20 protein-coding genes are annotated in these 22891 nt (G+C 66.1%); 11 read left to right on the top strand and 9 right to left on the bottom strand.

All coding sequences use genetic code 11. The features are described from left to right. Window positions 1-4 precede the first annotated feature (4 nt). From FVS66_RS11690 to FVS66_RS11680, 3 genes are all read right to left on the bottom strand, one after another. Window positions 5-1618: an Eco57I restriction-modification methylase domain-containing protein gene (locus tag FVS66_RS11690; protein WP_262386946.1), complete on the bottom strand. Its 1614-nt coding sequence runs from the start codon at window positions 1616-1618 to the stop codon at window positions 5-7. Window positions 1619-1737: 119 nt separating this feature from the next. Beyond that, window positions 1738-2493, bottom strand: coding sequence for a creatininase family protein (locus FVS66_RS11685; protein WP_399225350.1), 756 nt, complete (start codon window positions 2491-2493; stop codon window positions 1738-1740). Window positions 2494-2516: 23 nt separating this feature from the next. Continuing rightward, window positions 2517-3719: a helix-turn-helix transcriptional regulator gene (locus tag FVS66_RS11680; RefSeq protein ID WP_149180953.1), complete on the bottom strand. Its 1203-nt coding sequence runs from the start codon at window positions 3717-3719 to the stop codon at window positions 2517-2519. A 190-nt stretch (window positions 3720-3909) separates the two neighbouring features. Here FVS66_RS11680 and FVS66_RS11675 point away from each other — a divergent pair, with 190 nt between their 5' ends. The 9 genes from FVS66_RS11675 (at window position 3910) to FVS66_RS11635 (ending at window position 13180) form a co-directional block, all read left to right on the top strand. Then, entirely contained in the window at window positions 3910-4821 is a 912-nt protein-coding gene (locus FVS66_RS11675) for an aminoglycoside phosphotransferase family protein (protein WP_149180952.1), read from the top strand. 50 nt (window positions 4822-4871) lie between these two features. Continuing rightward, entirely contained in the window at window positions 4872-6122 is a 1251-nt protein-coding gene (locus FVS66_RS11670) for a methionine adenosyltransferase (RefSeq protein WP_149180951.1), read from the top strand. Then, the gene (locus FVS66_RS11665; protein ID WP_149180950.1) at window positions 6122-7048 is read left to right on the top strand and encodes an aminoglycoside phosphotransferase family protein; all 927 of its coding nucleotides are present in this window, start codon (window positions 6122-6124) and stop codon (window positions 7046-7048) included. The genes FVS66_RS11670 and FVS66_RS11665 overlap by 1 nt, the downstream gene beginning before the upstream one ends. Next, window positions 7045-7758, top strand: a complete 714-nt coding sequence (locus tag FVS66_RS11660; protein WP_149180949.1) for a histidine phosphatase family protein — start codon at window positions 7045-7047, stop codon at window positions 7756-7758. The genes FVS66_RS11665 and FVS66_RS11660 overlap by 4 nt, the downstream gene beginning before the upstream one ends. Beyond that, entirely contained in the window at window positions 7751-9043 is a 1293-nt protein-coding gene (serS, locus tag FVS66_RS11655) for a serine--tRNA ligase (RefSeq protein WP_149180948.1), read from the top strand. The genes FVS66_RS11660 and serS overlap by 8 nt, the downstream gene beginning before the upstream one ends. Beyond that, window positions 9044-10066 (top strand): glycosyltransferase, encoded by a 1023-nt coding sequence (locus FVS66_RS11650; RefSeq protein WP_149180947.1) that lies wholly within the window; start codon window positions 9044-9046, stop codon window positions 10064-10066. Further along, entirely contained in the window at window positions 10060-11055 is a 996-nt protein-coding gene (locus FVS66_RS11645; protein WP_187645485.1) for a hypothetical protein, read from the top strand. Before FVS66_RS11650 ends, FVS66_RS11645 begins: the two co-directional genes overlap by 7 nt. Window positions 11056-11504: 449 nt before the next feature. Next, window positions 11505-11990: a YbaK/EbsC family protein gene (locus FVS66_RS36790; RefSeq protein WP_149180946.1), complete on the top strand. Its 486-nt coding sequence runs from the start codon at window positions 11505-11507 to the stop codon at window positions 11988-11990. Window positions 11991-12022: 32 nt separating this feature from the next. Further along, window positions 12023-13180, top strand: coding sequence for a pentapeptide repeat-containing protein (locus FVS66_RS11635; RefSeq protein WP_187645483.1), 1158 nt, complete (start codon window positions 12023-12025; stop codon window positions 13178-13180). Here FVS66_RS11635 and FVS66_RS11630 read toward each other — a convergent pair. Then, window positions 13177-13473, bottom strand: coding sequence for a hypothetical protein (locus tag FVS66_RS11630; protein ID WP_149180944.1), 297 nt, complete (start codon window positions 13471-13473; stop codon window positions 13177-13179). The genes FVS66_RS11635 and FVS66_RS11630 overlap by 4 nt on opposite strands. Before the next feature lie 806 nt (window positions 13474-14279). Between FVS66_RS11630 and FVS66_RS11625 the strand changes: the two genes are divergently transcribed. Next, window positions 14280-14549 carry a hypothetical protein gene (locus tag FVS66_RS11625; RefSeq protein ID WP_187645482.1) on the top strand — a complete coding sequence of 90 codons (270 nt, stop codon included), beginning with the start codon at window positions 14280-14282 and terminating at the stop codon, window positions 14547-14549. A gap of 378 nt (window positions 14550-14927) precedes the next feature. Here the strand turns inward: FVS66_RS11625 and FVS66_RS11620 are convergent, their stop codons facing one another. Beyond that, window positions 14928-16499 carry a hypothetical protein gene (locus tag FVS66_RS11620; RefSeq protein ID WP_149180942.1) on the bottom strand — a complete coding sequence of 524 codons (1572 nt, stop codon included), beginning with the start codon at window positions 16497-16499 and terminating at the stop codon, window positions 14928-14930. A gap of 572 nt (window positions 16500-17071) precedes the next feature. On the opposite strand from FVS66_RS11620, the gene FVS66_RS11615 reads away from it, so the two are divergent. Further along, window positions 17072-17899, top strand: coding sequence for a DUF317 domain-containing protein (locus tag FVS66_RS11615; protein WP_149180941.1), 828 nt, complete (start codon window positions 17072-17074; stop codon window positions 17897-17899). 476 nt (window positions 17900-18375) lie between these two features. Here FVS66_RS11615 and FVS66_RS11610 read toward each other — a convergent pair whose 3' ends face one another. The 4 genes from FVS66_RS11610 to FVS66_RS11595 form a co-directional block, all read right to left on the bottom strand. After that, complete coding sequence (locus tag FVS66_RS11610) at window positions 18376-18756, bottom strand: hypothetical protein (protein WP_149180940.1); 381 nt, start codon at window positions 18754-18756, stop codon at window positions 18376-18378. A gap of 314 nt (window positions 18757-19070) precedes the next feature. Beyond that, entirely contained in the window at window positions 19071-20771 is a 1701-nt protein-coding gene (locus tag FVS66_RS11605) for a relaxase/mobilization nuclease domain-containing protein (protein ID WP_262386931.1), read from the bottom strand. Continuing rightward, window positions 20768-21409 (bottom strand): MobC family plasmid mobilization relaxosome protein, encoded by a 642-nt coding sequence (locus FVS66_RS11600; RefSeq protein ID WP_149180939.1) that lies wholly within the window; start codon window positions 21407-21409, stop codon window positions 20768-20770. The genes FVS66_RS11605 and FVS66_RS11600 overlap by 4 nt, the downstream gene beginning before the upstream one ends. Window positions 21410-21493: 84 nt before the next feature. Further along, window positions 21494-22852: a hypothetical protein gene (locus FVS66_RS11595; protein WP_149180938.1), complete on the bottom strand. Its 1359-nt coding sequence runs from the start codon at window positions 22850-22852 to the stop codon at window positions 21494-21496. Window positions 22853-22891 lie beyond the last annotated feature (39 nt).

Below are 22891 nucleotides of genomic sequence, written 5' to 3'. Positions count from 1 at the left end.
CCTCCTAGTCAGGCAGCTCGGTGAGCCCGTAGACACGCAAAGCGGCCTCGGTGGCAGCCTCCACATCCCGGTTGTCGAAGGCTTCGGCGAGAGCGGCCTGGTCGCTCTCACTAATCGCCGCCGGGTCTGGGACGCGGATCTTCCGGAGGTACTGCGCCTGGAAGCGGAGAGTGCCCCCTCGCATCTTGACCGCGTACGCCTCCACGAATGCCTCCGCGACCTTGGACAGTAGTAGGCCACCGAGTACGCGCATGTCCCAGACGTCCGAGACGATGAAGTACAGGTTGTGGTGAGGGTACAGGCGGCCTTGATCGAGGACAGGGTGGATCCGCAGCTTCATGTCCGGAAACAGCAGTTTCTGGCGACGGGTGAGCTGGTGGTCGACCTTGTCGATGGTCTTGTACCAGCGCTGAGGCTGTTTGACCGCGACGTAGCGCTTGCGCAGGGCTTCGCCGTGCTTCTCGAAGTAGGAGGCGAGACGCGGATACGCGTCGAGGTCGACCAGGTCGCCGCTCGCCGTCCAGGGATTCACCAGGTGGGTGCCGTCCCAGGTGATCGTGCCGCTGGCGGTGTCGCGGACCATGGCCATGGGGAGCAAACGGTCCTCCTCGACCAGGTCCTTGTCCTTGGTGAGGAAGATCTTGTCTGCGCCGGTGGCGATGCCGATCCCGACCTTCGTTCCGGTCTCGGTGTCCTCCAGGAGCCGGAAGCGTTCGGTTAGGTCCTCAAGGACTGCGAGCCTCGCTGGCGAAGCAGCCGGCCACGAATCCTCCTCCGGGAACCAGTGAGGCATGCGAGCGGCTTGGTAGGAAGCCGTGGCTACCGTCGGCGGCTTCCCCTCCAAGTACCAGTTGGTGAAGTCCCGCGCCTGTTCCGCTCCGAAGGACCGGTTCGTGTCCGCGGCAACCGCTGAGCCCTGGGGCCTGTTCGAGATGAGGGTGATCGCGGGATAGGCCGAAACTTGATCGTCGAAGGCGTCGACATCGTGCATCACGAGGGCGAGGTCCATGCTGAAGTGCTTGGTCACCAGCTGCCTCAGCCGCCGTCCGTACTGGTTCCGCATCCATCGGTCGGCGCAGATGAAACCGAGCTGGCCATCTGGGTTGAGGCTACGCAAGGCCACCTCGTAGAAGCCGATGTAGATGTCGGCCCGGCCACCCATCGTGGAGCAGGCCCGGCGGTACGCGGCCATCCGGTCGTCGGGAACGTCTTCGAGCCGGATGTACGGAGGGTTACCGACGACGTAGTCGGCGCGATGCTCGGCGTCCGATTGCAGCAGGTAGTCGCCCTGCCTCACCCAGGCTGTGGCGACCTTCCTCGCGTCCTTCGGCTCCCAGCCTTCTTCTTGCAGCGTTTCTGCGATCAGCGTTCGGCTCTGTTCGACGTTGCGGTCCAGCAGGTCGAAGGCGCGGACGGCGTCGATCGCATCTGTGATGGAGCGCTGGTGCGTGTGGCATGACGCGCTGATTCGGGAGGCGACGACGGTCAAGAATGCGCCGCCGCCGCAGGCCGGCTCCACGAGCCTCAGATCGCAGAGGTCCTTGTCTGCCGTGTAGCCGAGAAGGTCCAGAATGAGCTCGACCACCCAGGCGCGCGTGAACACCTCACCGTGCTCCACGGCCTCCTGCAGAGACTCGGGAAGGGAGAGGTCGTCGGTGCTGAACAGCGCGATAGTTGCCACGCAAGGACAGTACCGCCGAACCTTCCTGAAGCCTGACTTCTATCCACAGAGCGTAGTCATTCAATAACAGGATTGCGGGATACGGTCGGCAGCGTCGGGCGGGTGGGCACGATTGCCTCGCCGAGCGCGCTGAGGTGCCCGGCGAAGTCCTCGGTCAGGCTTTCCAGGACGGCTTTGCCCTTGCCCGCAGAGGCAAGCGAAGGGAAGCCGATCACACCGGTCTCTGTGTAGTTGCTCGTCCCGTGCACGAGGAGGAAGGGACGCGCTGCGCCGTGGTCCGCGTTGCCGTATCCCTCGCGGACGAGCTCAGGAGCGGCGTGAAGCAGGATCGACGTTTCGATCTCGCCGGCGTGCATGTCCGCGTGCCTGTCCGATTCCAGGCCGCCGTACTCGCGGGCACGGTCCCAGTCTGGGCCGAGGGGGAAGAGGGAGACCGCCGGGCCGTCGACGTTGGCCTCCTGCACCACGTTCGACAGGACGTAGTTCCCACCGTGGCCGTTGACGATCACCAGCTTGTGGATGCCCGAGCGGGCGAGGGAGGCGCGGATGTCATCGATCACGGCGTACAGGGTTCTGGCGCTGATGCTGACCGTGCCGGGGAACGCCGCGTGCTCGTGGCTGCACGAGATGGTGATGGGCGGGAGAAGATGCACGGGGTAGGCGTCGGCGATCTCCTGGGCGATGATGCACGCGATTGCCGTGTCGGTGATCAATGGGAGGTACTTGCCGTGCTGCTCGAAGGAGCCGACTGGGAGCACGGCGACGCGGGGCTGCAGCTCCTGGACATCGGTGCTCGTGGCGGTCGGCAGCAAGTTCACGGCTCTCCTTCGGTCGACTAGGGGGTGACCTGCTTCGTCAGGTCTAACTCCCTGTTAAGTTCCGAAACTTCCACCAGTTTGCGCCAGCGCGCAAGACGCGGTTGAAGCCGGTACAGCTCGTCGAGGATCCGTGTGGAGCCCGTCCGGTGGGCGATGCCGAGGGCTTGTTCTGCGGCCTGGTGGGCGCCTTCCACGTCCTCCAGGATCGCGTTGGCCGTGGCGAGCCGGGCGAGACACAGCCCTCGGTCCCGCTCCTGCACGGCAGGCCAGTGTCGAAGGCTCTTCTCGTACGTCGCGACGGCTTGCTCGGGGCGCTCCAGGCGTACCCGGCAGTTGGCCGCCTCCATCTCGATGTACGAGACCGTGCAGTAGAAGGCCAGGTCGTCATCATCGCCTCTGTCTGCCGCCGCGAGGGCCTGCTCGATGGCCCGCTCGGACTCGGCGGCCTCTCCGAGGCTCGCCTTGCTGTTCGCGAGCTGGCGGAGAACGACGGCGTGGACGCGAGGAGATAGCTCGGAGGCGTACCGGAGGGCAGCGAGAGCGAGGCCGGCACCGTGGCCGGCGTGGCCCGCTTCCGTGGCGATATTGCTGCGGCGCTGGAGCATGTACGCGATCACCATCGGATCGCCCAGCTCTTGGGCGTACTCCATCGCCATCCTGGTCCAGCGCATGGCCTCTTCGGTGCGGCCGGTGTCCTGGTGAAGCCAGCCGAGGAACTCCGCGTATCGCGCCCCCACGCGCAGGACCTCCTGCCGCAGCGGACCGTACGCCTCGCGACACATCTGCTCGATGAGGGGCATCTGGCTGCCCACCGGGGCCAGGAGGAACTGCGGGCCTACGAAGGGTTCGGCCTGTGCGTGCTGCTGGAGCACCGAGGTGAGGTAGCCCAGCATCTCCGGGTTAACCGGCACCGGGGTGCGGCCCATTGCCGCCGTCGGTGTCGACAGGAGCGTGCTCCCTCGGGGTGCGGCGCTCCGGGTGGCTGATCCGAAGCCGAGCTCCTCGTCGGTCGCCTCGTACGCCTCCCGGAAGAGCGGTCGGTGGTCCGGGCTCACGAGGCGCCGGCCGTTCTCGTACATGGAGATGAGCGTCTTCCAGCTCGTCGCCGCTGGTGACGGAACTCCCAGGCGCTGGGCCGCAGCCATCAGCGCGTCGATCAGCTCGCCCTGCGTCCAGCCCCTGTTCAGCCTGGCCTGCTGGAGTCTGCTCTTCGCCCCCATCGTTCCCCCGATGTCAGTCGCAGTGACCCGGTCAATGATGAGCCAAAGTCCCGCCTCACGTGGGGAGTTAACGGTTAACGGCGCAATCCGTTAACCCTGTCCACTGACCGCTGGCCGCGACTCCGGCTTACTTGCCTCAGCGCCGCGGTGGTGGGCCACCTCCTCCGGCAGCGCTTCCCAGGTGGACACGATGGCTGGAGGTGACGAGGTGCTGAACTCCCCTGTGGCATTACGAGCGATCGAGTCTCGGCACGGTCCCTTCCGCCGGACTTCGGTCAAGCCGTACTCCAGGGTCTTCCAGGCACTGGATGGCCGATCACTGCTCAAGGTCTACATCGGTATCGACCCGGCTGGGCGGCGCAGTCGTGAGCTGGAAGCGATTCGCGGTGGCTGTCGTCATGGGCTTTCAGTTCCGACGGTCCTGGGCACCGGCTTCGATGGTGAGTCTGCCTGGACCGTGTTCCAACTGCTGCCCGGACGCCCGTGCACGGTCGAGACCCTTCCGGGGCTCCGGGAGTATCTCGATCGGATCTTGGCCCTGTCCGGCCGACTGCATCGCCCGGTCACGGGCCTTGCTCCCGGACCGGGTTGGATGCCTCACCACAGCGATCCGTTCACCCAGCGAGGGTTCCTGCTCCGCCAGCTGTCTCCCCGGTGCCGACTGCTGCCATGGTGGGCGGAACTGGCAGAACTCCTCGCACCGATCGACTCCCATCCGGTCGTCCGTCTTCACGGGGACCTCAAGCCCGAGCACCTCCTGGTCGACGGAGACTGGCTCCACGTCGTCGACTGGGAGGCGAGCGGGCGCGGCCCTGCTGTCGCTGATCACGCGGATGTCGCCTTCCATCTGGCCCGCGACCTGATCTATGGGGGGCTGCCTCATCGGCAGCTGCCGGAGGACGTCATTCGCCGACTCGTCCTGAGCGGTTCGGTCCTGGCCTGGCGCCTGCTCCTCTGGCTCGACCGGCGCCGTCCGGAGGACATCACGCTGGTCCCTCCTGGCCTCATCCGTCAGCTCGCGGCGCTGAACCGCCCCATCGCTACCTGGGCGCTTCTCGCCCAGACCATCTCGTCTCTCCGCGCCCGAGGCGTGCCTCGCTGACACGCCTTCGCAGTGCTCCGTCATTTTCCGACCCGAAACGAGGGATCCTGATGTCCCGAACGAGCACGATCCTTGGCAACACCCATCTCGTGATCGACACCGGAGTGGGCCACCCTCCGGCCACGACCATCGTCGAGCGCAAGGGCCTCGGCCACCCCGACACCCTCGCCGACCACCTCGCCGAGGGGCTGTCCCGTGCGTACAGCCGCTACACCGTTGAGCGCTTCGGCGCCGTGCTGCACCACAACTTCGACAAGCTCGCCCTCCTCGGCGGCGCGAGCGAGGTTCGCTACGGCGCCGGCCGGATGATTGCCCCGGTCCGCGTGCTGGTCAACGGCCGTGCCGCGCCCATGTGCGGCGGCGAGCGGATCCCTGTGGAGGAGATCGTGGAGGCCGAGGTGCGGGCGTTCTTCGCCCGCCGGCTCCCCGAGGTCTCGGACCACCTGGATATCACCTTCAACATCACCAGCAACTCCAGCCCCGGTGCCGTCCTCACGGGCGACGAGGTGCCCGACCGGACGCGGTGGTTCAACCCGCGGTCGATCGAGGACCTGCGGGAGCGACGGGTGCGACTGTCCAATGACACGTCGCTGGGAACGGGCTGGGCGCCGGAGAACGTCTTTGAGTCGTTCGTGCGCGAGCTGGTCGACCACTTCTCCGGGGAGAGCGACTTCACCCTCTCCCACGCGTGGTGCGGATCGGACGTGAAGCTCATGGGCTACTGGGACGGCGAGCAGGCGGACGTCGTGCTCTGTGTCCCGCAGAAGTCGCGGATCGTCGGCAGCCGCGCGGACTACGTGCGGAACACCGAAAGTGTCCTTGCCGAGTGCCACCGACTGGCCGGCCTCCGGCTGCCCGGCGCCGAGACTCGGTTCCGGCTCAACGCTCGCGACGTGCCGGAGAAGGACGAGCTGTACCTCACCTACACGGGCAGCTCGATCGAGTCGGGCGACGAGGGCGTCGTCGGCCGCGGCAACCGGGTCAACGGCCTCATCACGCCCCTGCGGCCGATGAATCTGGAGGGCGCCAACGGCAAGAACCCCGTCTACCACGTGGGCAAGCTCTACAACATCGCCGCCCGCCGGCTCGCCGAGCGGCTCCACGAGGCGACGGACGGCCACGCCGAGGTCCACCTGGTCAGCGCGACCGGGCAGCGCCTCGACCAGCCGTGGCGCGTCCTCGTCCGCCTGTCGTCCCCGGACGCCGAGGTGGACAAGGTGCAGGCACTGGTGGCGGAGGCCATGGACGAGTTCCCAGCGCTGACCGACGAGCTGGTCTCCGACGGGATCGTGCTGAGCTGATGGAGAAGCGGACGCTCGGCGAGGTCTCCGCGGAATGCCGGCGGCGCCTGGTCACGCACTACGGCCCGGGAGTCTCCGGCTGGCTCGACGCCGTGCCCACGCTGATGGAGCGCGCGGCGGAGCGCTGGAAGCTCACGCTCGGGGCGTACCACGACGCCGGACACGCCTCGGTGGTCGTCACGGCCGGAACCTTCGACGGACGTCCGCTGCTTCTCAAGGCGTGGGCCGATCCCACCCGGTTCCGCAACGAGGTCACCGCCTTACGCCTGTGGGCGGGTGGGCCGACAGCGGGCGTCGTCGAGGCGGCGGACGACCTGGCCGTGGCGGCCCTGGAGATGATCGGAGGCCGCCCCGGTGGTGGTGAGCGACCGCCTCGCGAGCTTCCTACCGTGGCCGCCGCCCTCCAGGGCCTCCACACCTTCGGCCGCCGTCGGCGCCGGCCGCGTGACCTTCCTTCCCTGACCACGTACCTCCACCAGGAGGTACGCCCCCGGGTGCGACGCCGACTGGAATCGCTCGACGTCGGCCCGTGGCAGGAGCACGTCGACGCGGCCCTCCCGGCCCTCGTGGCCCTGGAGGAGGACTCCGCTCGGTTCACCGTCCTGCACGCGGATCTCTACCGCGAGAACGTGCTCTTCGACTGGCTGGGTCATCCCCGCCTGATCGATCCCCTCCCGATGGCGGGCGATGCGGCCTTCGACTGGGCTTTCTGGACCGTGTACTACGACCTCGGGCACGGCACAGACGCTCGCTTGGCCGCAGCCGCACGGATCTCCCGCATCCCCGTGCCCGTCCTGGCGCCATGGTGCAGGGCCCTGGCCCTGGACGGCCTGCTCTTCTACCTCGACACCGGTGATCCCCGCGAGCCGAGGATGGCCGACGTCCTCGCATGGCTGTCGGCGCCGACCCCAAGGAACCCATCATGACGACGTACGTCCTCCGCCACGGACAGACGAACTACAGCCGGCGCTACCTCGTCAACGGCGATCCGACCAAACCCATCCGCCTGAGCGAGGAGGGCCGCCGGTCGCTGCACAAGGGATGGAGCAGCGTGCCCCTCCACAGCGTGAAAACGTGGCTGGCCAGCGAATTCCCCCGCGCCCAGCAGACCGCCATCCTGCTGATGGGAGTCCCCGAGCCGGAACTGATCACCGATCCTCGGCTGAACGAACTCGACTACGGAGAATTCGAGGGAAACCCGTTCCTGGAATACGCCGTCTGGCTCGACGGGCACGGCGCCCACGAGCGCCCGCCCGGCGGGAGCGAGTCGCAGCGCGAGGGCATCCGCAGGATGCTCACCGGGGTGCTCGCAACCCTGGAGCATCCTGGTCCTCGCGTGCTGGTGGCCCACGGGCTGATGGTCTCCGTGCTCCTCTGGCACCGCGACCGGGCTCCTGGCGAGGCCATGCCCCTGTTCTTTCCGGAGGCGCCGTATGTCGAGCCCGTCGCCATCGCCGACGTGGAGCTGCCGGAATTCATCGGAACGCTGATGCACGATCTTGAAACTGGCGTTCAGGACCGCAGCGGCGGCATCGGTGACTGGGGGATATTCCGGAACGGGGACGGCTCGGCGGTTGCTACCGTCGATCCCGTATCCCACCACTCGCCGGATCAGAAGGATCTTCCTCATGCATGATGCCCGCGCCCTGATTGACATGGGTGCCGAAGCGGTTCGTCGGCTCGCTCGTCGCGGCTACTCCCTGGACCTGTCCGAGCTGGAGTCCCTCCAGTCTCGTCGCAACCAGAACATCCGCTCGGCCGACGAGCTGCGGGCAGAGTCCAAGCGAGTGGCGAGCGAGGTCCAGCAGACGGCCAAGCAGGGCGGCGACATCAGCAAGCTCAAGGAGCATGCCCGCGAGCTGAAGGACCAGATCCGCGAGATCGAGGCCGGCCAGGAGGAGATCGAGGCTCAGCTGCGCGACCTGCTTCTGAGCATCCCGAACCTGCCGGATGACTCGGCCCCCGACGGCGACTCCGAGGAGTTCGCCGTCGAGATCCGGCGCGTCGGCACTCCTCCCGCCTTCCCGTTCGAGCCGAAGGACCACGTCGACCTCGGCGAGGCCACCGGCATCCTCGACTTCGGCAAGGCGACCAAGCTGTCCGGGCCGCGCTTCGCGGTCTCCCGCGGTGCCGGCGCCGCCCTGGAGCGAGCCCTGGCCACGCTCTTCCTCGACATCCACACCCGCCGACACGGGTACACCGAGTACGCGGTCCCCTACTTGGTCACCCGCAAGACCATGACCGGCACCGGGCAGCTCCCGAAGTTCGAGGAGGACCTGTTCAAGACCGGTGTCGCCGACCGCGAGCTCTTTCTCATCCCGACGGCAGAGGTTCCGCTGACCAACCTCTACGCCGACGAGATCATCCCGCCGGCCGAGCTGCCGGTGGCCATGACCGCTCACACCCCGTGCTTCCGCTCGGAGGCCGGCTCGTACGGGCGGGACACCCGCGGTCTGATCCGCCAGCACCAGTTCGCCAAGGTCGAGATGGTCAAGATCGTCGACCCGGAGACGGCGGACGCCGAGCTGGAGGAGATGGTCGGCCACGCCGAGGCGTGCCTCAAGGAGCTCGGCCTCGCCTACCGGGTCATCAAGCTGCCGGCCGGCGACACGGGCTTCTCCGCCCAGCTCACGTACGACATCGAGGTCTGGATCCCGAGCCAGAACACGTACCGCGAGATCTCCTCGGTCTCCAACTTCGGCACCTTCCAAGCCCGCCGGGCGAACATCCGGACCCGAGGTGAGGACGGCAAGCCCAAGCTCGTCGCCACCCTCAACGGCTCCGGCCTGCCCGTCGGCCGCACCCTGGCCGCTCTCCTTGAGCAGTGCCAGCAGCAGGACGGCTCGATCGTCCTGCCCGAATCACTCTTCCCGTACCTCGGCTTCCGCCGTATCTCGGCGGACGGAACACCGGAGGCATAAGTGCTGGTCGGCGTCTGCGACTTCCCTGGTAGCTACGCTTTTCCGCCCGCTGGTTACGGCGGGATTGAACGATGGCTGTGGGCGGTCGCCGTAGGCGCCCGAGCCGCAGGCGCCGACGTACACCTCCTCGGGCCGGGCTGGCTCACGGACCTGGAGCACGACTGGGTCCGCAAGCCGGTCCGCCTGGAGGACCTCACCCGCGGATCGCTCGCCGAGCGCGAGCTGCGCGACAGCGGGTACGACCTCCTGGTCGTCGGCCACGAGTACCCGTCGCTTCCCGCCTGGACGCGCACCTGGAGCGAGCTGGACTGCGACGTCGCCACCTTCCAGCACTCGCCGGTCTTCCAGCACAGCCCCACCGCCTTCGACGGCCGCCGGTTGCGGCTCTACTGCTACTCGCCCGAGATGATCGAGCGCTACGCGGAGCACCAGCCGATCCCCGAGCTCGCCGTCCACCTCGGCCTCGACGAGGAGGAGCCACCGGCCACCGCTGGCACCGATCTCATCTGGCTCGGCCGGATCGACGAGGACAAGGCACCACACATCGCCGCACGCGCCGCGCAGATCCTCGGCCGCCGCATTCAGATCGTCGGCCCCGTCTTCGACGAGACGTACGTCCGCCGCCACGAGCGCCTCCTCACCGCCGACCATGTGAAGTGGGTCGGCGAACTCGGAGGCCCCGCCAAGACCGCCGCCATCGCCGAGGCATCCGTCTTCGTCTACACGTACGCCCGGCCGTATGTGGAAGCCGGCGCCGCCGTCTTCGGAGAATCCCTCCGCGCCGGCACGCCCATGGCCGCCCTGACCTGGCGGGAAGGAACCTGCGCTCACGCCGCCCTGTGCGACGAGACGGGTGCGGTCGCCGTCGTCGACCCGGAGGAGGATGACGAGACCGCGGCACGAAGGCTCGCCGACGCCATCGAACAGGCGGAAAGCCTCGACCACCGCCGCGTCCAGGCTGTGGGGATGCGGCGCTTCGACCCAGTGCGCCACTTCCAGGCGATGGCGGCCCGGCCGTGCTGACCCGCGCGACAGGCACCGCCGGGGACGACCTGGCCCAGCGGATACCCGGCGTACTGCGCGCCGCGTTAGGCCCTCACTGGGAGTTCACCGTCGATGGCCCTCACATCGAGATCCGTCATCCCCACCGCGGTACTCCCTACCGGCCACCGCGCAGACCCCCGACGTGGCGGGACCTGCTCGACTCCCTGGAGCTCGGCTTCGCGCGGGACGGTGCCCCGCGTGACGTCTGCCTCCCCATGCGCTGGGGCCGAGAGACCGAACTGACCATCTCCGCCGTCCAGGCGCTCGACCCGCTCCTCAAGGACGGCGAACCGCACACGTACCGGAGCGGATTCATCCCTCAGCCGGTCGTCCGCTTTACAGGCCAGCGTGACGCCACCGGCCACTTGAAGGACGGCTTTCTGACCTCCTTCGTCAACATATCCCGGGTTCAACGCATCGGCGGACTAGAGGAGTACGGCGCCATCCTCGACGGTTGGCTGACAGTCCTCTCGCAACTCGGCTTGCATGCAAGGCACCTGAGTGTCGACGGCCAGTTGTCCTCGTGGCGCCGACGACAGGTCGAGGGAATCACGTTGCGCTTCCGCCACTTGGACCACGCCCTTGGCGACATCGTCCTCCTATGGAACACCGAACACTCAGACCGCTTGGCGGTAGACCTCGGAAGCGGACTTGAACGCCTGGCGTGGGCTCGCACCCAGGAGCGCTGGCACCAACTGATCTACGGCGGCTTCGCCGGAGCGGCCCCGCCAGCCACTCTGGATGCCATCCGTACGGCCACGCTCCTACTCGGGCACGGGCTCACCCCAGCTGCCCGAGGGGCTGGAGGAATCACCCGACGGGTCATCGGTGCCATCGACCGAGACGCCGCACGCCTTGGCGTCGGGTCCTTGGTCCGGCATATGTACGGCTACTGGTCGCTCGTCGGTGCCTTACGCGCACCGTGGTCAGAGATCGCGCGCGTCATCGAGGAAGAGATGCATTCTTAGGGTCGGATCCCAGAACCTGTCAGTCCGATGAGCGCAGTGCGCGAAGTCGGGCAATTTACGCTTGGGCTGTAGGTTCCGCAGCTTCTTGCGCACTGGTTCCTGCGGAAACACCGGGATCCGGGTGCAGTGAGCAGTGGCGGAGTTGGTGGATGTTGAGCAGTCGATGATTCTGCGCGATCTGGCTGGTGACAGACGGTGAGGCATCGATGGTTGCGATGAACGCCGGTTCTGCCAGCGCGAGAACGACTTCAGTCGGCTCTTCAGAACGGGCACAGAAGGTTTCGGTATGGGGCGCCACGCCAAGAACCGACCGCGCTGGCACTGGGGCGACAAGCCACGCCAGCGCGGTGAAGATGCACTTGTCTCGCATCCGATACAAGCTGGAGACATGACCGAGTGGCCTTCCCGCTTGACCAGGTGCGGAATCTGATGCATTTGGGGTGCTGGCGATGCCAACTGTTCAAGGCTATTTGCAGCAAAGGAATGTGGCGTGTAAGGAGTACCAGCATTCTCCAGCCTGCACGGCCATCGCGAGAACTGAAGCCCTGGTGCGAATGCACAGCGTGGATCCCCTGGATGTCGTAAAAGTTCTTCTATTGAAGGCAGGGCGATTCAGGAATAAGTGGTATCTGGCCATAATTCCTGCAGGGCGGCGGCTGAGTATGAACACGGCATCCCAGAGCATTGGGCGTGAATGCCGATTGGCAACCGAGCGGGAAATTAGGAAAATGTTTCCTTGGTGTTCGCTAGGATGCTTGCCTGCACTCGGAGGGTTGCTTCGTATCCCCCAGTACATTGATCCTGATGTATGTCAGCGACAGGTCATAATCTTCTCTGCAGGAGAACCGGCGCACTCGGTCGAGGTCAGCCTCGACGAGCTGATCAATGTGGAGCCAGATGTCGCAGTGAAGGCGCTCTGCCGTGTAGCACTATAGAGGTCCCTCACGTAAGGTTTCTAGGAGCCGAGATGCAGAGATCTCGCGACGTGTTCGTTTTCATCGCTCTAGCCGTGGTCGTCCTTGGGGTTCTAGCATTCGCGGTCTTCAATCCGCGGTGGCTCTTGGAAAGGGCTGAGGGAGCCAGTGCGCTTTCCGGTTTGTCTCGAGCAGAGATACTCAAAGCGGAAAACGATGTGCGAACCGCAATGGTACAGGCACTTGCGGGAGCTTTCTTCCTTGTTACTGCGCTGCTCACTTGGAAAGGTTTTCGACTGAGCAGGGAGGGGCAGATAACCGAGCGTTTCTCTCGGGCGGTGGATCAGCTCGGAAAGCAAAACGAAGACAGCGTGCGTGTCGGCGCAGTGCTGTCTTTGGAGCGGGTAGCTCGCGAGTCCAAAGCTGATCGAGCCACAATTGTCAAGCTGCTCGCAGTTCACATTCGATCCAGCTTGACAGTCAAGGCGAATCCAGGTCGGCGAAGTAATGCTTCCGCAAGAAAAGTGTGCCGCGACTTGAAGCCGGACGCTGCAATGGCTTTTATTGCTCTGGCAAGGATTCACCGTCTAGGTATCCCAAATGTTGTGCCAGGTTTTAGAGAAGGCAGCCATCAGTACGCTGATCTCAAAGGTATCCCTCTCAGAGGGGCAGACATGCACGGGGCTTACCTAGTCGATGTAGACCTCAGTGAAGCGGACCTGAGCGGCACCGACCTGAATAACGGAAACTTGCAGGGAGCGAACTTCTACGGAGCCTCTCTTCGCAACGCAAATCTGGCCTATGTCAATAGAAGTCTGAAGAACCCCAGGGGAGTGCGGTTGCAGAAAGCCGACCTACGGGGTGCTGTACTGAAAGAGGCATGTCTTGATAAGAGTGTGCTCTTGGAGGCGCAGCTTGGCGTCGAGGGTCAAAAGGGGGCTGACCTTGGTGGTGCGCATCTAAGGTCCGTCGTGGCCGACGGTGCGTGGCTTGAGGGGGTGGAGATGGCTGGTGCAGACCTACGTAACGCGCATCTCTCTAATGCTCATATGAAGAGGGCCAACTTGACTTCTGCAGATCTCCGTGGCGCCGACTTCACGCAAGCCAAAGATCTTGAGACGGTTCGCCTGGCAGGGGCTAAGGTGGATGAGAAGACGCAGCCAGTCTCTAGTGAATTTGATTGGGCGGCTGCTGGGGCGAGGTTCATCTAGGAATCCTCGCCCTGCACATCATTTGGTGTGTCGTCCAATTTCCATACCGTTTTACCTCTCCCTTTTATATTCCTATCGCTCATGTGCACTTCAGGGCCGTAGCGCGGATCTGGGCTATAATCGATGTAGTTCCCAGCGTGATCAGTGTTCCAACTGATTTGGCCGCCACTGTTGCTGTACGCAGTCCAATGGTAGGCGTTATGACCTATGGGAGTGACCTTTATTTTGTCTGCTCCAAAATCGGCCGGGTCGTATCCGAATTCTTCCGGGGTGGGAATATCGGGGTCGCTCATCTTGCGCTTCCGATCTTGCTACACGGAGGATCCGTTTTCTTAATAGTCTACTCGGCCCCATCCAGGGAGGGACTATTTCTTAGAGCTGCAGCAGCACCGAAAGATCGCAATAGAGCGACAGCCAGCCGTTACGGTCCGGAGTCATTGCGCACTGAAGCCCGGATTTGCGCACTCGCTGCGCATAGAGTGTTGACATTGCGCATCAAGTCGCGGATCCTGCAGCCGGTTGTAGGATCCGAGATGTGATGCGCACGGAATCCTGCGGAAACACTGAAATCCGGGCTGGATGAGCAGTGGTCGTGTCGGTGATTCTTGAGCAATCGGTGATCTCCACGAGCGAAGCTCGGTGCTGCCGTATGCGCTCTGTGACAGCCTCGGGCGGACGGGACCGAGCTCGGAGCGGAAGCAGCGCACGCGGATCAGCGTCGATGCGGTGACCGTGGAGGAGGCTGGTAGCGCCCATCCCAGTTACGGTGAAGATGAGATCCGGGGCGTCCGTCCGGCGCGGGCAGCCAGCCGCAGCTAGGGCCGGGGACAGGGGACGCGCGACGATCGCGTGAGGCTGCCCTGCGGCAGGGGACGGGCTCTCTGCATGTCAGGAGGTCGGCCGGAACAACTGGGGACCGCCATGCCGGCATTCGAACCACCACGATGGGCCAAACCGGCCCCGCTCGGCTACAGGCAGGCCGCCGACGCGGCGCATTTCGTGGCCGCGCCGCTGCTGGCGTCGGCCAGCGTGGCTGTGATCGGAGTGATCGGCGCCGACGGCGACAAGTTCCGCTGGCCGGGGGCGGCGATGCTGATCCTTGTCCCTGGCGGTACTGGCCTTGGTCGGCAGCGTGCAGTACGGCTTCCACGCCCGGGCGCTGCTCTATTCGGTCGGTGACCTTGAATCTTGGTGGGGCCGACCTGACCTGGACAGCCGTGAGGAGTCGCTGCGGCAGCGACAGCACCACTCCGTCGGCTACCAGGCCCTGGATCGGGACGTCTTCTCGATTCCACACGAGCTCGACCTGCACCGCGAGGTCCTCAGCGAACACCACCTCGATCAGCCAATGCAGATGGAGCTCGGCTGACGGTCGCAGGCCAGCCGCACGCGTCCAGCCTGATCCGCCAGGTCGAGAAACTACGGAGCACCTGCGTTCCGCTCCCAGAAAGATCAGAAGAGATCAACACCGACAGCTGCGGACCGTTACCACTGCGCGCCAAATCCCGGATTTGCGCATTCAGTGCGCATTCTCAGCTGACATTGCGCATCGAGTCGTGGAACTTACATGGGCTTCGTCGGCATTCAGCGGTCCTTGGCCAGGGCAAGGAGTTCAGCGAAGAGCCCGCCGCCCTGGGCGAGTTCCTCGCAATCGGTGGTTTCTCCTTGTTCGAGCTGGTGACAGCAAGTGAGATATCCATGGTCTTGGGGATCGCCGGATATGCAAAGTCCCCCTGCGGGCTCTTGGCTATGAATCTCGTCGACCATGCACCCGTAGCACTTTCGTTTCATCAAAACTCGCGGAAAGAGTGAACCCGCCGGAGTCGAACATCCAGGGGTAATTCCGGGCATCCCATGCCGCATCTATCTCTTCCTCTTCGAGTACCTTGACATAGGATCCGTAATCGACGGCATAGCCGTCATATGTCACCCCGCGGCTGCCCTTGACCGGAAGTCCTGGTTGTATTAGGTGGATCAGTCGGGCATCGTGGAGGTCTTGCAATGAGGTCGGCGTCTTCTCCCGCGTCCGCTTGACGAGGAAGGTGCGCGATCTGCGCTCGGCAACCACTTCACCCTGGATTCGCCTCCATAGGCTCAGCGCCGACTTGTTCTGTGAGATCTTGATTTCCTTGTCCGTCATGAAGTGTTTTTGCGCAGCCTCGCGGACGTGTCCTCTCTGTACCTTGCTGCGACCAGCGAATCGTGCCGCCATTCCAATGAGCTGGATCGCGTCGCGAGGGATGCCCTCAGCTGCTCTGACCAATTCGCCAAATGCTCCCGGCTGGCAGAGATCTGATATAAGTGCATCGGCGCTGGCGTAGGGCATACCCTTGCCAAGCTCGGCAAGAACCACCTTCATGTGACGGAATATCAACTCTGCAAAGAACAACCTTGCCGCATCCCCGGCGGCCGCTTGAAGGTGCTCGTCCAGAATCAGTGACGCGCCGGTGTCTGAGCTGGGCTCCAGTCCGATGTAGTCTGTAGAGCCAGGGCGTTGGAGGTAGAAACTCGAACGGCGCTCGATTGCTCCGATCTTGACGACCCATCCTCTGCTGGGGAAAAAGGTGCGCCGCAGCATGTCAGCCACGACAGGCTGGAGTGCTATCGGAATAGCGTTCCATTCGTCTAGTAGGAGCCAAACGCGATGTGGCTTGATGGCTTCGCATATATCCTCTGCAGCCCTACCGAGCGGACCAAATAGCACTCTAGGCAATTCAATGCCAGTACGTTGGCGAGACTTCTTGACGGCTTCCTTGGAGGCGGACTTGTCGCTGGCCTCGAAGGCCGCCTGAAGTCCCGATTTCGTGCCCATTTGAAGTGAAGCTCGCCCCCCAGACTCGGACGTGGTATCCCTCGCAGATTCCTCGCTTTCGGACACCTCCCCCTTGACCTCGACTCGCGTGCTCGCATCCAGGAAACTATCCACTACATTAAGGAGGCCGTCGAAGCGTCCGTCGCTGACCGCCCGCATGTACAGCTCGTCATGGATACTTTCCAAGATATCGATGAGAAGTTGTGTCCCCCTCAGGCTTATTGTTTCGGAGTCATCGGAATAGAGGCCACCATTTGAGCCGAGCCGCCGTAGATCAAGGTTGACGATCAGTTCGTCGTCGGCATCCAACTGGTTAGCCAAGTGGTAGAAGGTGTGGGTTTTCCCTGTGCCACGACGCCCATAGAGGATTTGATTATCCCGACACCTTAGGGCGTCAGTGATCTGTTCCACTTCAACAAACGCCTTTTCAAGGCCCCGTGGATCTAGGTTCTCTGCCCTGCTCGACATTCGCGCAATAAGGCTATTCAGGGCCTCGGAGCGATCCATTGGAGGCTCCCATCAATGGGACACGTTACAACTCCCCAAGAGTCCAGTAGACCTCATCCGGGCCAGGTCGGCCACACAGCCCATTGCCGCGATCAACGAGCGAGATGTAGCGCCCGCTTTTCACTGTGAGAATCCGGTCACTTGCTAAACGTCACAATGGTCAAGTGGTAGCACCGGACCCTGGCTCGCTTGATCGCCTCAGCTCAGTGATCTTCGGCACCTTCTGCCTCAGAGGGATCGCTACTGGCCGTAGCCGTTGCTGTTCGAACCGCGGATTTGCTAATCCGTTGCTAATCAACCGGCGTCATTGCTAGCAAAGTTGCGGACCCTACATGGGCGTCTTTCTCTGAGCCAGTTCGCCGGGGGCAGACAGGAACGCGGGAAGAAGGGCTGGCCAAGGTGGGCAGGGCATGTCAACGTAGACGACCTTCTCGGAGATCCACAGGGCAAGGCAATGTGGTTGCGGAGCATGACGACGATGGCTCCGGTGCGCCCTGAAATTCCCACCGGCGGTGGCTCTGCCGCCTCGTCCCTGATGCTCCGCTCGCTCCGTCGGCGGATAGATCTACCCCATGCTCTCGGAGGCGCTCCTGAACCCGTACTTCTCGTTCGACCCGTCCCTCCCGAGCGGCGCCTTGTCCGCGTACTGGGTCGGTCCCCGGCACCTGGCTGGCGACGACGGGCGTCTCTACGACGCCGTCGCAGACGCTCTCGCCGGCCTCGGCTGGACTAGCCTGACGATCGCCCGCGGGCGGCGTGAGCTCGACGAGCCGTCGGAGGACCGGCAGGTTCTGCGCAGCACCGTCCTCCACATCAGCCCTGATGCCCTCCGGTGGGCACAGTGGGTGCTGCCGGACGAACCATTTCACCTCGGTGGGCTGCCGATAGCCTGGCAGGTTTCGGCCCGCTCCGACGCGAGCAGTTCGCTCGCCGAATGGTCCGCCTACTTCACGCCCGGCATCCCGGGTGAGGTCCTCACCGACTTCCTCCTCGCGCTCGATGAATGCGGCCATCCCGCAGCCGCGTTGACCGGTCCCGAGGTGGTTCTCGACGCGGTCACCGCGCAGGGCTGGCTCCGCGACGCCGACGAGCCCCACGCGACGGCGATGCATCCCACCTTCACCTCCCGCCTCAGCCTCAGCGAGGTCCCGCCCCTCATCCAGGACGCCGACCCCCGCGTTCTGACCACCGAGCCGGATCGGACAGGGCCGTTCGGATGGCAGGCGTGGGCTGAGCCCGCGATGGGCGCCCCGTATGTGTGGGCTGCGTCGTTCAGTGCCAGCGTGCCGCCCAACCTCGTCGCCGCATTCGCCGCGTCACTCAGCTCTACCGCACCGGTACTGCGCCGGGTGCTACCGGAGAGCACGCGGGACCGGCTCCTGCGAGCCCCGGCCAGCTGAGAACTGCCCCACGCTATGAAGCCGGGCCTCCCGTTCGGAAGGCCCGGCTTCGCGCGCTCTGCGCTTTCTTGTCTGCCTGAGCCGCTACGGTCGCGAATCCATGCATGCAGGCTTTCGGGTCGCTCCCTCCAACCAAGGCCCGCGACCTGGCCAGCTCGCCGCCCCAGACCCAGGACACAAGTGATGCCCGGCGGACAAGGGCAACTGCCGCCGGGCATCGGGTGCCCCCTTCACAAGGAGCAACGCCATGGTAGACGAGCCGCAGAACACCCCGACGCCGAGCAGCCCGAGCTCTACGACACCGTCTATCTCAAGCCTCAGAACAGGAGGGTCCTACGTGTGAGCCTGCGGCTGCCGTGGCCAGTCCATCCCAGCGCTAGGTGATGCGGCCGCGTGTCGGCAGTGATCCAGGGTGATCGGCCGGCCCGCCGAAGTGATCAGTCTTGGGCCTGATCGCCAGTGGCTGGCGGCCCTCGTCAGAAGGTGTACGGGGTGAAGGGGCGAACCGGGTCGTCTATGAGGCGGAGCAGCCGATCGAATTCGGTCCGCTCGTCCTCGTTCATGAGCTGGACGGCGTTGCCGAGGGTCTTCTGGGTGAGCTGCGCCATGAACGGGGCGAGGAAGCGCTGCAGAGCCTCCGGTGCTTCGTCCATCGTGCGCAGGTACTCCCGGTACCGGGCGAGCTGTTCGCTCACCTCTTCGAGTTCGACGCGGGTGGCCCTGAAGACGAGGGCCTGTTCCTCCTTGCTGAACGGGCGTCCGTCGCGGTGGGTCCATGTGTTGGTGTCACGCCGGCGCTTGAAGTCCGCGTCGCAGAGGAGGGCGACGATGTCGGGTCGGGCTTGGGTCTTGGGCATACGGGTGCTCCTCACAGGAGTCGGGTGGGTGGAGCCATCAATGGTCCGGAGGATCGCCGGTTTGCCCAACCGGCGATCGTCGGCTATGTTCCGCCCGCTTCGGGCCGGTGAGCCTTACCCACCGCGAGGTCGAGGCCACCTGATCTGACCCGTCTCATCCGCCTCATATTGGGTGATGCCGTCGGCGCGACCGCAGCTCTACGGTGATGAACGGGCCTCGTGAAAGGGCGCGGCCTCACCACGATTGCGGGCTCTGACCTCTCTTACCGGAGGTCAGAGCCCGCAGTGGGTTGGCGACGTTCCGCGTGCGGCTGTCAGCGACGACTGTGTCCCCGCGTTGTGGCTGGCTGCTGCGCAGGGAGCGGCTGACCCTGGACAGGGAGGTCCGTTCGAGGGCCCGCGACGGTGCGGGCTTGGGCGGCGCGTGTTCGGGCGCTGGGGCGCTGGGTGAGGCGTTGGATGCGCCAGGTGAGGGCGCGTGCCGGGGAGCGGGCGTCGTCCAGTGGCCGCTGGTCGACTGCCTGCTGAAGGAGCGTGGCGGGTTCGTGCCCAGATGCTTGGGCGTCGGAGAGGGCGGTGGCGAGGGCTGCCCAGGCGTGGTCGTCGAGGACCTGCTGGGCGTGGGCGGGTACGGCCTCGTAGACGAGGGCGACGAGCCGTTCGACCGTGGGGGCCGGCGGCTTGCGGTGGGCGAGGGCGGCCAGCGGGACGGCGGAGGCTTGGTCGTAGGCGGCCTGCAGGTGGACGAGGGCTTGGTGGGCGGCGATGACCTGCTGGTCGTGCTGGCGGAGCTGATGCCAGCGTCCGGCGGCGATGACCGCCAGGATGGCCACGTCGAGGAACATCGCCAGCATGGCACCGTCGCGCGGTGCCGGCTGAGTGCGCATAGCCCGGATGGCGCCGCGCAGCGCTGAGGCGTGTTCGTGTTCGGCTCGGATGCGGGAGCGGGTTGCGCGTTCGAAGGCAGCAGCGGCCTGACGCAATGGGGGCCAGAGTTCCTTGGGGGCGAGGAGGGGCAGGGCGTCGAGGGCTTCGCCGAAGGCGGCGATGTGGGCCTGGGCTGCTGCGTCGTCGCCCTGGTCGAGGCGGTCGGGGATGTGCTCGGCGGCAGCGGTCGCCTGGAGCCACGGGTTGGACCGGTACTGCTCCGTCGTCTGGGTGGGCTGGTCGGTGGCGGTGAGGCGGTCGCGGATCTGAGGGAAGGACAGGTCGGGTGCGAGTTTGGAGCCGGAGAACCAGACAGGCTCGCCGACGACGTTGGTGTCCCCTTCGATGGCGACCTTGTAGCCCCGGATGTCGCCGGAGGGGAAGCGCTGGATCTCGACCAGCACGCTGTCGGTGGCGGCGAGTATGCCGAGGAACTCCTCGGGGCTGGTGGCGACGGAGACCGCGGTGCGGACGGTGAAGCGCAGGCGCTCGCGGGCGGTCGTCTCGTGGCCGGCCCGGCGGGCCTTCTCCTGCTCGGCGCGGGTGGGTCGCTTGGCGGCGGTGCGGTCGCCGCGTACGACCTGCTGGAGGCCGTACTCCTTCTCGATGGCGACCAGTTCCTTGTCGGCAGTGAGGTAGTCGTTCCAGTGGCGGGCTGGGCGGAGGTCGCCTCGGACCTTTGTGGCGGCGATGTGGATGTGGTCGTCGGCGTGCCGTACGGCGACCCAGCGGCATCCGTCCGGGTCCCCCTCGGGGGCGATGCCGGTGGCCGCCACAATGCGGCGGGCGATGTCGGCCCACTCGGAGTCGCTTAGGTGGCGGTCGGTTTCGGCGGCGCGGATGGAGCAGTGCCACACGTGCCGCTCGGGCGCGCGGCCGAGGCGCCGGGCCTGCTTCACGTGCAGGTCGAGGTCGGCCACGAGGAGTTTCTTTGTGGCGGCGGGGTCGTCGGCGCGGCCGGGGTCGGGGGCGTAGCCGTCGAAGGAGGCGACCAGGTGGGGGTCGGTGTGCTCGTTGGCCCGGCCGGGGCCGTAGAGGTAGCGGATGAGGCCGGCGGTGTCCTTGCCGCTGCTGATTTTCGCGATCACCGGTCCGCCTTGCTGGTGACCGTCTGGTTGGTGGCTTCCCTGATGTGGTTGACGGCCGTGCTGACCGCGCCCAGGGTGCGCTCGGCCTGGGCCAGGACTGCGGTATCCCCAGGGTGTGGATGGCCGCCGGAGTTCAGCTTCTTGGCGACCTGGTTGACGAGGTGGCCGATCTTGGTGACCTGCTGGCGCAGGGCGGTCAGCTCGTCGATGTAGTCGTCGAGCTGGGTGCGCTGGCCGGGCAGGGTGAGGTCGCCGTGGACGTGGGCCATGACGACGGCGCCGACGTAGTGGGCGCCGGCGATGTTCAGCGACCGGGCCTTGGCGAGGATCTCGGTCTTCTCGTCGACGCTGTAGCGCACGTCGACGCGCTCTTTACGCTGCTCGTCTTTGCGCTTGCGGCGACGGGCGGCACGACGCAGGGCGGCGGCGTCGGCGGCACGCGGCAGCGGCACGGCGGCGTCGGTGGGCTTCTCCTGCTCGGGCACCCCCTGGTGCCCGAGATCCTCCGCCACCCCCGGGGCGGAGGCATCCGCGTTGGACCGGCCCTTGGACGGTCCAACGCCATACCTTGCTGCGCTGGTGGCGGTGGTGGTCATCTCCTGCTGGTGGGCGGGGTGTTCGGTGTGCGGGTCGTGCATGGGTCTCCGTATCGGGTTCGGGGCGGGGAGGGGCTGAGCCGGGTGGTCGTGGGGGCGGGGCGACCTTCACAGGCGCTACGGGGCTCAGCGAGGGGCGGCGGCGTTCAGCTCGGCCTTGACCGCGCGGACGATGTCGCCGGCGTGGTCGCTGGCGACGCGGTAGCCGTCGCCGCGCACGGCTTGTTCCAGGAGGTCGCGGGACAGGCGCCCGGTCTCGCCGTGGAGGCGGCGGGCGTAGTCGCGAAGGATCTTGTCGGAGGCGCGGGGTTTGCGGCCCGGCTGCCCCGGCTTCGGCACAACGCTCTTGCCCGGTTCCGCGCCTGAGCCGTCGCCCGTCGGCGGCCCGCTGCCCGTGAGCGGCGGAGCCTCGTGTTGCGGGCGGGCTGCCGGTTCCGGGCCGGATCGGGCGTCGGGATTCGGGCAGGCGGATCGCGGGCGGGCGGCCCGGTGGGGTTCCTCGTCGCCCGGATCCGATGGGTGCGGGCGGGGTCCGTCTTCCGCCCGCTTGTCGGCGTCCGCCCGGGCGTGGTCGGGCGGTGCTGCGGACGGGCTGGCGGGCTGCGGGGCGGGCGTGGTCCAGCGCGGGGCCAGGTCGATGGTGGCCAGGGCGGCTGCTTGGCGGCGGGTGGCGAGCTGGCGCAGCAGCCGCGCATCGAGGCGCGGGTCGGCGTCGACGCCGGAGCGGGCGAGTGCTTTGGACAGGCGGCGCACGGTGCGCCGGCCTGCCCGCCCGGTGCGCTGCTCGGGCGACATCTCGGCGAGACGGGCGGCCAGAGCGACGGCCCGGTGCATAGCCCGCTCGCGGATGATCTGGGCCGCGCCCTGGTCCTGCTCGACGATCCCTAGGCGGGCTAGCAGCCGCTCACGGGCTTGGCGCGTGAGGACGGCGGCGAGCCCTCGGGAGGCGGCGTCGGGGGTGCGCTGGCGCAGTTCGATGCCCATGGCCAGGTGCCACAGCACCGCCGCCATCACCGGGCCGGTGAAGGCGCGCATGGTGCCGCCGACCGGGCCGGCCTCGGCGTAGGCGGGGATGGCCTGCATGGCAGTGATCACCCAGATCAGGACTCCAGGCAGGCCGGCGGCCCGCCTGGGACCATGCAGGTTCTGGCGTGCCATCAGGGCCATGGCGAACAGGGCTAGTTCGGCGGCGGCGAACATCGCGGTGCGCTCGGTGGTGTTGCGCATGTCGAGGTAATGGGCGGCGAACCGCCAGCTGGTGTCCGCGCTGTAGGCGGTGCACACCAGCGCCGCCACCGCCGCTGTAGCGACTGCGGCCGAGCCGCGCCTCTTTCGGTCATGAGTGCGGGGTTGGCCGCGTCGCCGGGCGATTAGGCCCACCAGCAGGGCGCAGATCGCGAAGGCTAGGACGGCGAGGGCCAGGAACATGCTGTCGCCGTAGGGGAGGGAAGCGGTGGCGAGCGGATCGGTTATGGCAGGGGGCATGTACGGGGCTACTCCGAGGAGTGGTGGGGAGCTTGGCGG

Source organism: Streptomyces sp. TRM49041 (genome assembly GCF_008271805.1).
Taxonomy (GTDB): domain Bacteria; phylum Actinomycetota; class Actinomycetes; order Streptomycetales; family Streptomycetaceae; genus Streptomyces.
Note: the sequence above shows the minus strand (reverse complement) of the source record. Positions and strands in the feature narration are given on the sequence as shown.

Excerpts from the sequence above, each read along its gene's own strand:
- FVS66_RS11665 (WP_149180950.1), top strand. The coding sequence starts at position 6,122 with ATGGAGAAGCGGACGCTCGGCGAGGTCTCCGCGGAATGCCGGCGGCGC.
- FVS66_RS11670 (WP_149180951.1), top strand. The coding sequence starts at position 4,872 with ATGTCCCGAACGAGCACGATCCTTGGCAACACCCATCTCGTGATCGAC.
- FVS66_RS11615 (WP_149180941.1), top strand. The coding sequence starts at position 17,072 with ATGCTCTCGGAGGCGCTCCTGAACCCGTACTTCTCGTTCGACCCGTCC.
- FVS66_RS11660 (WP_149180949.1), top strand. The coding sequence starts at position 7,045 with ATGACGACGTACGTCCTCCGCCACGGACAGACGAACTACAGCCGGCGC.
- FVS66_RS11595 (WP_149180938.1), bottom strand. The coding sequence starts at position 22,852 with ATGCCCCCTGCCATAACCGATCCGCTCGCCACCGCTTCCCTCCCCTAC.
- FVS66_RS11610 (WP_149180940.1), bottom strand. The coding sequence starts at position 18,756 with ATGCCCAAGACCCAAGCCCGACCCGACATCGTCGCCCTCCTCTGCGAC.
- FVS66_RS11630 (WP_149180944.1), bottom strand. The coding sequence starts at position 13,473 with ATGAGCGACCCCGATATTCCCACCCCGGAAGAATTCGGATACGACCCG.
- FVS66_RS11600 (WP_149180939.1), bottom strand. The coding sequence starts at position 21,409 with ATGCACGACCCGCACACCGAACACCCCGCCCACCAGCAGGAGATGACC.
- FVS66_RS11680 (WP_149180953.1), bottom strand. The coding sequence starts at position 3,719 with ATGGGGGCGAAGAGCAGACTCCAGCAGGCCAGGCTGAACAGGGGCTGG.
- FVS66_RS11675 (WP_149180952.1), top strand. The coding sequence starts at position 3,910 with ATGGCTGGAGGTGACGAGGTGCTGAACTCCCCTGTGGCATTACGAGCG.
- serS (WP_149180948.1), top strand. The coding sequence starts at position 7,751 with ATGCATGATGCCCGCGCCCTGATTGACATGGGTGCCGAAGCGGTTCGT.
- FVS66_RS36790 (WP_149180946.1), top strand. The coding sequence starts at position 11,505 with ATGCCAACTGTTCAAGGCTATTTGCAGCAAAGGAATGTGGCGTGTAAG.
- FVS66_RS11635 (WP_187645483.1), top strand. The coding sequence starts at position 12,023 with ATGCAGAGATCTCGCGACGTGTTCGTTTTCATCGCTCTAGCCGTGGTC.
- FVS66_RS11620 (WP_149180942.1), bottom strand. The coding sequence starts at position 16,499 with ATGGATCGCTCCGAGGCCCTGAATAGCCTTATTGCGCGAATGTCGAGC.